General features: G+C 39.6%; 11 protein-coding genes. 8 read left to right on the top strand and 3 right to left on the bottom strand.

What is annotated here, in order from left to right; genetic code table 11:
• Position 1: 1 nt before the first annotated feature.
• Positions 2 to 940 carry a hypothetical protein gene (locus tag PQ461_RS19770; protein ID WP_274207289.1) on the bottom strand — a complete coding sequence of 313 codons (939 nt, stop codon included), beginning with the start codon at positions 938 to 940 and terminating at the stop codon, positions 2 to 4.
• A 225-nt stretch (positions 941 to 1,165) separates the two neighbouring features.
• On the opposite strand from PQ461_RS19770, the gene PQ461_RS19765 reads away from it, so the two are divergent.
• The 7 genes from PQ461_RS19765 to PQ461_RS19735 all read left to right on the top strand — a co-directional run bounded on the left by PQ461_RS19765 (position 1,166) and on the right by PQ461_RS19735 (position 8,502).
• On the top strand, positions 1,166 to 2,035 hold the full coding sequence (locus PQ461_RS19765) for a glycosyl transferase family 90 (RefSeq protein ID WP_274207288.1): 870 nt from the start codon (positions 1,166 to 1,168) through the stop codon (positions 2,033 to 2,035).
• A gap of 62 nt (positions 2,036 to 2,097) precedes the next feature.
• A complete protein-coding gene (locus PQ461_RS19760; protein WP_274207287.1) occupies positions 2,098 to 3,912 on the top strand; it encodes an ABC transporter ATP-binding protein in 1,815 nt (604 codons plus the stop codon).
• Positions 3,913 to 3,928: 16 nt separating this feature from the next.
• The gene (locus PQ461_RS19755; protein WP_274207286.1) at positions 3,929 to 4,687 is read left to right on the top strand and encodes a glycosyltransferase; all 759 of its coding nucleotides are present in this window, start codon (positions 3,929 to 3,931) and stop codon (positions 4,685 to 4,687) included.
• The gene (locus PQ461_RS19750; protein ID WP_274207285.1) at positions 4,680 to 5,774 is read left to right on the top strand and encodes a glycosyltransferase family 4 protein; all 1,095 of its coding nucleotides are present in this window, start codon (positions 4,680 to 4,682) and stop codon (positions 5,772 to 5,774) included. Before PQ461_RS19755 ends, PQ461_RS19750 begins: the two co-directional genes overlap by 8 nt.
• A complete protein-coding gene (locus PQ461_RS19745; protein WP_274207284.1) occupies positions 5,774 to 6,700 on the top strand; it encodes a nucleotide-diphospho-sugar transferase in 927 nt (308 codons plus the stop codon). Before PQ461_RS19750 ends, PQ461_RS19745 begins: the two co-directional genes overlap by 1 nt.
• Positions 6,701 to 6,715: 15 nt before the next feature.
• Positions 6,716 to 7,546 carry a hypothetical protein gene (locus PQ461_RS19740; RefSeq protein WP_274207283.1) on the top strand — a complete coding sequence of 277 codons (831 nt, stop codon included), beginning with the start codon at positions 6,716 to 6,718 and terminating at the stop codon, positions 7,544 to 7,546.
• The gene (locus PQ461_RS19735; RefSeq protein ID WP_274207282.1) at positions 7,543 to 8,502 is read left to right on the top strand and encodes a hypothetical protein; all 960 of its coding nucleotides are present in this window, start codon (positions 7,543 to 7,545) and stop codon (positions 8,500 to 8,502) included. The genes PQ461_RS19740 and PQ461_RS19735 overlap by 4 nt, the downstream gene beginning before the upstream one ends.
• A gap of 2 nt (positions 8,503 to 8,504) precedes the next feature.
• Here the strand turns inward: PQ461_RS19735 and PQ461_RS19730 are convergent, their stop codons facing one another.
• Complete coding sequence (locus PQ461_RS19730; RefSeq protein ID WP_274207281.1) at positions 8,505 to 9,590, bottom strand: acyltransferase; 1,086 nt, start codon at positions 9,588 to 9,590, stop codon at positions 8,505 to 8,507.
• A gap of 146 nt (positions 9,591 to 9,736) precedes the next feature.
• Positions 9,737 to 10,405 (bottom strand): porin family protein, encoded by a 669-nt coding sequence (locus PQ461_RS19725; RefSeq protein WP_274207280.1) that lies wholly within the window; start codon positions 10,403 to 10,405, stop codon positions 9,737 to 9,739.
• Between the two features lie 110 nt (positions 10,406 to 10,515).
• On the opposite strand from PQ461_RS19725, the gene PQ461_RS19720 reads away from it, so the two are divergent.
• Positions 10,516 to 12,237 carry a glycoside hydrolase family 3 protein gene (locus PQ461_RS19720; RefSeq protein WP_274207279.1) on the top strand — a complete coding sequence of 574 codons (1,722 nt, stop codon included), beginning with the start codon at positions 10,516 to 10,518 and terminating at the stop codon, positions 12,235 to 12,237.
• Positions 12,238 to 12,301: the final 64 nt, after the last annotated feature.

Here is a 12,301-nt window from a genome sequence, read left to right as displayed (position 1 = left end):
TTTATTGGCGGCTATTTAGCTGCTTCACAACAGACTCGAAATGATTCTGAAAATAAAAGTCGTAACCATCGGCGCCTTCAACAACTACATTTGGCGCTGCATGGTAAGCTTCCAATATCCGCGGCACTTTCAGGGCTTCGGCAATGGAGAAAGGAAATGACTGATTCCCGATAAAGAATTTAGCTCCGGCAATTATTCTCGCCATCTCCAGAAAATCGGCAACCTGTACCCACCTGATATTTGGCACCAGCTTTTTCATAGCTTCATATTCAGATTTTACTCCAATAAATGCAGTATTGCTGTAGTTATTTAGAAAGGAATAATCAATAACTGGATTGTTATATCGCTGGCTGCGTGCCACAACTATTGTATCTGAGTAATTTTTATCTGCATCAACAAACAGCCATTTTTCACTTAAATTGGCTGTTATTCCGGTGGTATAAAAGTTCCAACGGGCAATATTGCCGCGATCCTGGCGTATGCCTGCCTTTCTGAACAGGCTTAAATTAATATCAATAACTTGATTGGTAAATATATCGTAACTGCTGATATAAGGCTGAGCAACTAACAAGGGCTTTAAAAAATTGGCTGTAGCGGTATTTAGCATTACATTGTTTAAAGGGTGTGTCATGCCCTTGGCCAAACGCAATGGTTCATTTAACTTTAAAATAAGATTGAGCGGTACATCTACCAGTTCATGTAGTTTTTTAATTACCGGAAGTGCATAAATAATATCTCCGGCATTGCCCGTATGTAAAAAGTTAAGCTTGCCAGTGTTATCGGCTAGTTGCTTGATTTCCTCAAATGTTAACACCTTGTTTTCAGTTAAAAATTTATCAATTTTCTCCTGATACATCTGCTGTTTATATAAACGGTATTGCTTTTTGTTGGTGAAACGCCACCAGGTATGTGCAAGCAGATTTAATTGAAGTGGGTTCATTTAACGGGAATTTCTACTAAAATTCAAAAGTATGAAAATGATGTGAAACAGGTGGCTAAGTTATTTCCACTATTACACTGTGATAAATTTATATTTGCCCATTAATCAGCCATAAAAGTGAACTGGCAGGACATCATCATCAAGCTAAAAAAAAATAAAATATCATATTACGGAAGTAATATGCTGAGGCAGCTTGTTCCGGGCTTTTTTTACCAAAATCAACTTTTGAATAAACTTAAGCAGTTAAGGCATTATGATGAGCTGTATATTTTAGACAGGGTAAACTACTACAATAAGTTAGATCATATTGTTGTACTTGATGAGAAAGCTGTAATGCTAAAAGATATGCCCCTGTTTAAAAACCCTAAGACGTATTATCTGGATGCACACTTACATACCAGGTTTTTTAGCCCAGCCCTGAAAATCAGGTTTCTTTCCGGTGATGTGAATCATGTCGAATCGTTGCCCACAATACAAAAAAGCCGCCCCTTGTGGGATGATAATAAAAATGCTGTTTTGCTTAAGCTTGATAGGAAAAGGCACTTTGTATTTTTGAAAGATACAATACCGTTTCAGCACAAAAAAGATATACTTATTGGTCGCGGTGCTATAACACAGCCCCACCGTATAAAATTCATGGAGCAATATTTTAATAATCCGTTGTGCGATTTGGGGCAGGTTAATGCGAAGGGCGGCAATAATGCATGGATCAAGCCTAAATTGCCTATAAGCGCTCATCTGAAGTATAAATTTATATTAAGTTTAGAAGGTAACGATGTTGCTACTAATTTGAAATGGATTATGTCCTCTAATTCGGTAGCTGTTATGCCTAAGCCTACTCATGAAACATGGTTTATGGAAGCCCGGTTAATCCCAGACTATCATTACATAGCGATAGCCGATGATTTCTCAGATCTTGAAGAAAAGCTTCATTATTATATTTCGCATCCCGACAAAGCAATTGCAATAGCTGAAAATGCAAACAGATATGTACAGCAATTTAAAAGCAAGGAGCAAGAAGAGCTAATAGCCCTGCTTGTATTGGATAAGTACTTTTATTATACATCCCAGGCCTTAACCTGGGCTGGTTTATAGTGGCTTTTATGCTAAATAGTTATTACGGGCGTTATTAGTATTTTTGCGTTTTATAATTTTAAATGAAAACATATTTCAGGCTGCTTTCTTTTGCCAAACCAATTGAAAAGTTTGCTATTCCTTATATCCTGTCTACCATTATTACGGTAGTGTTCAGCACATTTAACCTTGCCTTGCTGGTTCCGCTATTAACTACGCTGTTTTCGCGTTCAACAGCTCCGGCAGTTAAACCCAGCAGCTGGTTTCATCCAATTGACATGATGAATTACTACTCGCACGAGTTTACAGTGCTTTACGGGCAGGTAGGTGCGCTTAAGTTTGTTTGCAGTGTAATTGTTGTATCGGTGTTAATCAGCAACCTGTCGCGTTATTTTGCACAGCGTGTGATGGAGAATCTGCGCATACACACTTTGCTAAATCTTCGCCGCAGTGTGTTCAATAATGTGATGGATCTGCATCTTGGCTATTTCAGTAATGAACGTAAAGGCGATATTATATCAAAAGTTGCGTCAGATGTACAGGTAGTTCAGTTTTCTGTAACCAGTACTTTGCAGGTTGTATTTAAAGAGCCGCTACAGCTTATTGCGTTTATCGTAACGCTTTTTGCTTTGTCTGTAAAGCTTACCCTGTTCTCTTTACTGGTAATACCGGTTGGCGGGTTCATTATTTCGCGTATTGTTAAGCGTTTAAAAACTCAGGCAAGGGCATCTCACGAAACCTATGGTATGATGATCAGTTATCTGGATGAGGCGCTTTCAGGTATGAAAATTATTAAAGCATTTAATGCCACTAATTATATTAAAGAACGCTTTGATACGCAAAACCGGCAGTATTCAAAAATTATACGGTCTATGGCCAAGCGCCAGCAATCAGCATCTCCTGTATCTGAATTTTTAGGAGTGGTGATGGTTTCAGGGTTAGTACTTTACGGAGGATCGTTGGTGCTACATGGCAAATCGCCGTTAACCGCCGAGCAGTTTATAACATACATAGCCATATTTTCGCAAGTGATGCGCCCCGCAAAGGCCATTTCTGATGCCTTTAGCAACATTCATTCGGGTATTACCGCCGGCGAACGTGTACTTGAACTGATTGATGAAAAGCCGGCTATAACAGATGCACCTGATGCCTTTGATATTCACGATTTTAAACAAGGCATTCGTTTTAATAATGTAAGTTTTGCTTATGATGAAAAACCGGTATTGTCTCACATCAACCTAACCATACCTAAAGGCAAAACGGTTGCTTTAGTGGGCCCTTCGGGTGGTGGAAAGTCTACCATGATGGATCTGATACCGCGTTTTATTGATCCCAAAGAAGGTGCAATTGAAATTGACGGTCATGATTTACGTAAGTTAACGCATCATTCGTTACGGGCACTAATGGGAACAGTTAATCAGGAGTCAATCTTGTTTAACGATACCATTTATAACAACATTGCTTTTGGCAAGCCGGATGCTTCGCCTGAGGAGGTTGAAGCTGCAGCAAAAATAGCCAATGCGCATCATTTTATTCAGGAAACCGAAGAAGGTTATCAAACTAATATAGGCGACCGCGGTACCAAACTATCCGGCGGTCAGCGCCAGCGGATCTGTATTGCGCGGGCGGTGTTAAGCAATCCCCCAATTATGTTGCTGGATGAAGCTACGTCAGCGCTGGATACAGAATCAGAAAAACTGGTTCAGGATGCATTAAATAACCTGATGAAGAACCGCACATCTTTAATTATAGCACATCGTTTGAGTACGATTCAGAATGCAGATATGATTGTTGTGCTTGAGGCCGGAAAGATAGTTGAGCAAGGCACACACCAGGAACTGGTTTCTGCCAATGGCTTGTACAGAAAGTTGATTGATATGCAAACATTTAATGCTTAACTATCTCTAACGCTCTATGCTAACAGGCAGATCAAATACCACTTTACTATCTGATAAAAAGCCAAAAGTTAGCATAATCACTGTTATACTGAACGGAAAGCAGTATATAGAAGGTTATTTTCAGAATGTACTGCCTTATCTTAGTAATGAAACAGAGCTTATTATTATTGACGGAGACAGTATTGACGGAAGTGTTGACACTATTGTAAACCATAGCAAAAAAATAGATTACTGGATAAGCGAACCCGATAAGGGTATTTATGATGCCATGAATAAGGGTATTAAAGTTGCCCGGGGTAAGTGGCTTTATTTTTTAGGGGTAGATGATAGGTTGATGGAGGGCTATAATACCATGTTGCCCAGGTTAATAGCTGAAAATGCCATTTATTATGGTAATGTGATACGGTTCGGACAGCCCTTTAAGCGGGTGTATGATGATTACTTTCTGACAAAGCATAACATTTGTCATCAGGCGATATTTTATCCTCGTGCAGTTTTTAATAAATATATTTACGATACGGTCTATCCGATTTGTGCTGATTACCATCTTAACCTTAAATGCTGGAAAGATCCCGATTTTAACTTTGAATATCATGATTTAATGATCGCCTCATTCTCTTCTAACGGAATCTCGACACGTATGCGCGATACCAGATTTGAAAATGACCGCGACCGTTTGTTTAAAGAAACACTTAGGCGAAAAGATTATTACCATTATGTGTACCGCACACAGGGATTATTAAATTTAATAAAAAGGGTGGTAATTAATGGCTAATATCTTGTATGATCATCAAACATTTAGTTTGCAGTGCTATGGCGGTATCAGCCGTTATTTTTCAGCTTTAATTGCAGGCATTAAGGCGTCAAAGCACTTTGATGCAAATGTGGGTTTGCTGTATAATGACAATTATTACCTGGGCATACAAAAGTTTGCTATGGAAAACCGCATGGGCAGCTTACTGCTCGGGCAAAAGCCATCACGCGCTGCAAAATGGAACAAATGGTATAGCCGTTACCTCATCGGTAAAAACAATTTCGACCTTTTGCACCCTACTTATTATCATCCCTATTTTCTTAATGCACTTAAAAAACCTTATGTAATTACAGTGCATGATATGATCTATGAGCTATTACCCGACCAGTTTTTGCCCAACGATAAAGCTCCGCAGCACAAAAAAGAAACGATAAAGACTGCTCAGGGCATCATTGCTATCTCTGAAACCACCAAGCGCGATCTGATGCAGGTTTTGGATGTTCCCGAGCATCAGATCAGGATGATCTATCATGGTATAGATCCAAACTTTACATCAGAAGCAATTTCAGGCCTGCCTAATGAATATATTTTATTTGTAGGCGATCGGTCGAGCTATAAAAACTATAAAAGGTTGTTACAGTGTTTTGCTGAGCTGCATAAACTGTACCCGGAATTACAGCTCATCTGTACAGCGGGAGGCAATTTTACTGAAGAAGAAACACAGATGCATCAAAGACTTGGCATGGAGGGTAATTGTAAACAAATGACTGTTACCGATGCCGAACTTAATTATTTATATCAGCATGCTATAGTGTTTGTTTATCCCTCGTTGTACGAGGGCTTTGGTTATCCGCTGCTCGAAGCTTTTAGGGCTGGTTGCCCCGTAGCAGCAAGTAATATCAGCGCTTTGCAGGAAATAGGTAGGGATGCTATTCACGGCTTCGATCCTTCTGATGTTAACAGTATGTTTAAAGCCATAAATGATCTGATCAACGACAGTGTTTTACAGGAAAAACTTGTAAAAAAAGGATTTGAACGGGTAAAGCACTTCCCGATACAACAGGAGATAGAAGACACCCTTAGTTATTATAATCATATTATTGCTTAATGGCATATCAAACGCAATCGGCTGTATTGTTTATGGTATTTAACAGACCCGTGCTAACCAGGCAGGTGTTTGAGGCTATCAGCAAAGTAAAGCCGCAGAGACTGTATATTGCTGCTGACGGTCCGCGGCCGGCAGTTGAAAATGAGGCGTCCGTTTGCGAACAGGTAAAGGTTATTGCGACAAATGTAAATTGGAACTGCGAGGTGAAAACTCTTTTCCGTAATGAAAATTTGGGTTGCCGCGATGCTGTATCATCTGCAATTGATTGGTTTTTTGAGAACGAGGAAGAAGGGATTATCCTTGAGGATGATTGTTTACCCGGCGAAGATTTTTTCAGGTTTTGCGATACCATGTTGTATTACTACCGTAATGATACACGGATAAGACATGTAGGCGGTAGCAATTTACAGCAGGGGAAGCAATGGGGTAATGGTAGTTATTATTTTTCGAACCTTACCCACGTATGGGGTTGGGCAAGCTGGCGCCGGGTATGGCAATCATACGATAAAAAACTGAGCTGGTATACTGAAGCTGACCTTAGGAATGTATTAGTCAATATTTTTTCTGAGCCTGTTATTATAAATGCATGGTTGCAGATATTTAATGAGCTTAAAGAGGGAAAAATTGATACCTGGGATTATCAGCTGACGTTAATCAATTTTTTAAATAACAGTTTGTCTGTACTACCTAATGTCAATCTGATCAGTAATGTTGGTTTTGGTAAGGATGCAACACATACAGTTCAGACCCAACACCCTTATGCTAACCAGGCAATAGGGGTACTTGGGGAAATTGTACATCCACATTACGTGGTTCCGCAAAAACAAGCAGATTATGCAACTTTGGCTTTTGATTTCGAAGTGGAGCGCATAAAGAAAAAACAAAGCCGGCTTGACAGGAGAATCAGGCGATGGTTAAAAAAATAGTTATTACTTTGTAGCATGGAGTTTAAGCCGCCTGCCTTTGCTAAATTAGAGAACAATGCTGCACCGACATACCAGTATGCTGTTTGCACGCTTGTAACTAACTTGGAAGAATATGGGCAAATGGTGCAATCATTTATTGATGCTGGTTTCACGCAGGACATTTGCGAATACCGCTACATTGATAATAGTAAAACTAATACGTTTGAAGCTTATGAAGGCCTTAACCTTTTCTTGCAAAAAGCGGATGCTGAATATATCATTTTATGCCACCAGGATGTACTCCTTCAGTTTGATGGCATCCTTCAACTAAACCATCAAATAGCTGAAATTAGTAAGCTTGATAACAATTGGGCCGTATTGAGTAATGCGGGCGGTTTAGAAAATGACCTTTACCGGCGCTTCGTGGTTAATATTGTTTACCCTGATGGCTTATATGAATGTAATGCGAATTTTCCTAAAAAAGTGGTAACTGTTGATGAAAACTTTATTGTGGTAAAGCGTTCAGCTAATCTGGCGTTATCGCATGATTTAAAAGGGTTCCATTTATATGGTACAGACATTTGCCTTGTAGCTGAGCTTTTAGGCTTTACTGCATACGCTATCGAATTTAAATTACTGCATAAAAGTTATGGCAACGCAGATGATAGTTATCAAGACATATTGCAGAAGCTTATAGCCAAGTATACTCATTTTATGAGAAGCCGGTATGTCTTAACCACTATTGCACATTTTTACCTATCTGCTTCAACTTGGCGAACACGCTGGTTTAAAACTAAGATGGGAAGTAAAATCTCCCGGAAATTAACCAAGATTGCCGCTAATAATGTGATGAATAATAAGAAATGAAAATTACATCGGGCAAAAGCTTCAAAAAGCTAACCGGGATCCAAAAGCTTCTGCTAAAAATCTCAGATAAAAAAAAATATAAAAAGTACAAAGAGTACTTAGGCGAATACGCACGCTTGGTGCCTATGATGAACTTCGCTTCATCGGGCGAGACATTAAACAGGGAGCGAATAGCTGAGATCGTAAAAATAAAAGACCATCTTAACATAGTGCATAGTGGCAATGCAGGTGATATTATCTATGCTTTGCCTACTCTTAAAGCCATTGCCGAAAACTTTGCTACAACGATCGATCTTTATTTAAAGCTTAACCAGCCCATGGAATACATCAATAATACGCATCCACTGGGAGGTGTAATGATGAACCAAAAAATGGCCGAGCTGCTGATCCCCTTAATTGAAGCGCAACCTTATATCAGGCATTGCAAAGTTTTAAAAGATGAAATAATTGATATAGACCTGGATAACGTGCGCCGGGCGGGCTTGAGACAAGATAGGGGGAGCATTGCCCGTTGGTATGGCTACATAACGGGTATTACGCCCAATTTATATCAGCCGTGGTTAACTATTAAACCGAATTCTGCTTATGCAAACACTTTAGTAATTGCCCGTAGCCAGCGTTATCTTAGCGAATTTATAGATTATACGTTTCTCAACAACTATCCTAATAAAATTTTTGTAGGCATAAAGCCCGAGTGGGATGAAATCAAAAAAATGCTGCCAGGCATTCAATGGGTACAGGTTAATAACTTTTTAGAGCTGGCCGAAATCATCGCCGGATGTAAGTTATTCATCGGTAATCAATCTTTCCCGTTTTCTATTGCTGAAGGCCTTAAAGTTCCAAGGTTACTCGAAACGTTTTTGGAGGTTCCAAATGTGGTTCCGGAAGGGCCGGGTGCTTACGACTTTTATTTTCAGGATCATTTGGAAAGCCAGGTTAAGTTTCTGATGCAATAGATCTATTGTCCTATAGACCATCTAAATTTGCTTCGGTTGATCAGAAAAATCAGCCCGACAGTCAACGCATAAACAATTACAAACCTGCTTAACTGATATATAATCAGCATTGGTGTACTTAAGCTATCTACACTATGCTTTAATGTGGGAAATAAAAGCGGCAGTAATTGTGCTACCAAAATAAAGTGAATCAGATAAATACCATAAGTAGTTTCGCGGGGCTTAAGATATTTGGTGAACTTATAGTTTTTAATCTTCATCAATATCATAAAAAAGCTTAAAGCATATACAATACTACTCAGGCGTAAGCTATTAAACGGGTCGGTACTGTGCCTTTTAATTAGCAAGACCTCTTCTTTAACACCCAAAATAAGTGATATGATGGCAATTGTTATAAACACCCAAATTGATGTGCGGTTTAGCCATTTTTCGAACTGTGCTAAATGGCGGTTGAATTGTGCTCCTAACCATAAAAAAAACACAAAGCCCAATATCGCAGTAGAGTGTCTTGGCTCTATCCATTCATAATAAATGTTGACAGTATAAATCAGCGTAAGTAATAAAAATATCCCTCCTAAAATTTTAGAATAAAGGTATCGCTTAAAGACAAGCAGGATTGATATGCAGATTAAAAAATTAGGAATAAACCAATAGTTGCTATACAGATAAATGCTTTCTAAGTGCATTGGCAGGTGTTCTGATACATTTTTAAAAAAATGACCAGGGTCAAATTTGATGGCTTTAACCAGGTCATCGAGCAGCATAGTGGCTAAAAAAATCAGAGACCAGAATAGCCATGGAAGAAAAGTACTATCCAAACGCCTTTTTAAATATTGTACAGGTGTGTAATCTGTAAACTTCTCCCCAATCAAAAACCCGGATAGTAAAAAAAAACTAATGGTGCCGAATTTAATAAACTGGATGAAAGTGCAAAAAATTAATAAACTCGCTGTATTTGGTGGATGATACATTTGCCTGTCAAAGAAAACACAGTGTTCCATTACAATACTCATCATGGCAATGGCACGTATAGAGTCGACAAAAGCAAAGTTTTTTTTCTTGACAGAATCGTTAACCAAATTTTGCATAGGGGTTTAGTAAGTACTATTTAAAGGTCTTAATACACCAAATAGTTAAATAGCTATTAAGTTTGCAATTATAAGAATTTGTAAAGTTAAAAAGCCGCCCATTCGGGCGGCTTTGCTCATCAATCACTTATATAAACACAAAACTTTTAAAATCTGATACCCAAGCCAAGTTGCCAGGCCTGGTTACGGTATGCCGGTACATACGCATCACCATTGTCATTGATACGGTTAAGGTCTATGGTGTAACGGCCTCTGATCTCTAAATTATTACCCACATCAAAGCTTACACCGGCAACACCATCAATCATCGTTTTATTGTACCCATTGCTGCTATTGTTGTAATAGTGCTCGTATTCGGTCTGGAAGCCATCGTTAAAGCTGTTGGTAGTAGATACCAGGAATGATAACTGTGGGCCGATCAGAAAGTTTATACCCGGTATAATGTGAAACTTTGCCAGGATAGGCACATCAATAAAATCATTACGCTGCTTAAACTGGCCGCCTGCTACAATTGCAGTATAGCCTTTTTGAGAATACAAACCCTCTAATGTTATGGATAGCGGGTAAGCTACAGGTAAATCGAAACCCACACCAACGTTAGCGCCAACCTTAGTATCAGTACTAAAATCAGGGTTACGCGAATTGATAACATTGGAAATGTTAATGCCGCCAATTAATGTAAACGTCGGGCGGAAGTTATTGTCGTAAGTGTTTTGCTGACGGTGTGGGCGGTGATAGCCGGGTTGATAATATTGTGCGCTTGCCGCGCCGGCCATTAATACCAGGCCTAATGCCATAAAGAAAAGTTTTTTCATAAATGTGAGTTCTTTAATTCATTAAAATCTATTTTTAGATGCTATAAAAACACAAAGGTTTATTTGCCGTTAAAATTTTTAATTTGATATCAATTCCATACCTCAAGGTAATGACACTCTACAGGAAATTATTCGCTCTTACTATACTCGCTTTTGTTACATCTGGTGCTTTTGCACAGCAACAATCATTTATCAGCTCGCTTTCTGCACAAAATCATTGGGTTGATTCTGTGTTCCATAAGATGAGTAAAAAGGAACGCGTTGCGCAATTGCTTTTTGTACGTGCGCATACCAATAAAGGCAAAGCTTATGCAGATTCGGTTGGTAAGGTGATCAAATGCCAGCACGTGGGCGGACTGGTATTTTTTCAGGGTGGCCCTGGCAGGCAGGCCGATTTGGTGAACCAATACCAGCAGCTGGCTAAAGTCCCTTTATTAATTGCCATAGATGGAGAATGGGGACTGGGTATGCGCCTGGATTCTACCTTGTCTTTCCCTTATCAAATGACACTTGGCGCTATACAAGATAACCAACTGATTTATAAAATGGGGCAAGAGGTAGCGGCCCAATGCAAACGGCTGGGCATAACTTTCAACTTTGCGCCGGATATGGACATTAACAATAACCCGGATAATCCCGTTATCGGTTACCGGTCTTTTGGGGATAATAAATTTAATGTAGCGCAAAAGGGTATTGCTTATTTTCAGGGGATGCAAAGCGGTGGTTTGCTGGTTACAGCCAAACACTTCCCCGGACATGGCGATACCAATGTAGATTCGCATCAGGATTTACCTCAGCTGCCATTTACACGCCAGCGCTTAGATTCGCTGGAAGAGTATCCTTTCCGCGAAGCCATCAAAGCAGGCATAAGTGGTATCATGATAGCGCATATGAACATTCCATCGCTTGATACTACCGCAAGGCTGCCTTCTACGCTGTCGCGCCCAATTATCACCGGCGTACTTAAAGACTCGCTCGGATTTAAGGGGCTGGTTGTTTCTGATGCGATGGAAATGAAGGGTGTAACCAAATATTTTCCCAACGGCGAAGCCGATGTACGTGCATTTATAGCTGGTAATGATATCCTTGAGCTATCTGAAAACTCTGAGCGCGCTATAAAGCTGATTAAAAAAGCGGTACGCCACCATGAGGTAAGTAAAGAAGAATTTGAGGCCAGGGTAAAAAAAGTACTGGCAGCTAAATATTGGGCTGGTTTAAATAACTATCAACCGGTAACTACCGCTAACTTAAGTCAGGACTTAAATAATAGCAATGCAAAAGCACTGATACAGCAACTAAGCGATGCCGCCATAACTTTATTAAAAGATGATAGCCTGATTAGCAAGCTTGACCCCATGAAGGCTACAGCGATCATTAGTATTGGCCCAGACCAGTTAACGCCATTTCAGCAGGAGCTTGGGCATTATTTTACCAGCAGCAAGATATTTAATATACCTAAAGATATGCAGGTGCCTGATATGAACAGGCTGCTATCGCAGATCAAAGGATATGACCAGGTGATAGTTGGTGTGCATGATACCCGTACGCGCCCAGGCAGTAAACTGGACTATCCTTCAAATCTTAAACTTTTAATTGCTGAGCTTGCAGCGCATCCTAATAGTGTGATCAGTGTGTTTGCTAATCCTTACACCATTGCTGGTTTACCCGGCATTGAAAAAGCAGGAGCAATTATAGTTGGTTATCAAAAAGAGGATTTTATGCAGTTGGCAGCAGCAAAGGTGATTACCCGCCAAATTAAAGCCACCGGTAAATTACCTGTAAGCATTAATACTTTCTTTACTACAGGTATGGGTGTAGCAATAAGGCAGTAAGTTTATACGTATATAGTATATTCATTTAAATGTTCCTTTTCTTGGCCGTCAAGAAAAGGAACCA

Source organism: Mucilaginibacter sp. KACC 22063 (assembly GCF_028736115.1).
Taxonomy (GTDB): Bacteria; Bacteroidota; Bacteroidia; order Sphingobacteriales; family Sphingobacteriaceae; genus Mucilaginibacter.
Note: the sequence above shows the minus strand (reverse complement) of the source record. Positions and strands in the feature narration are given on the sequence as shown.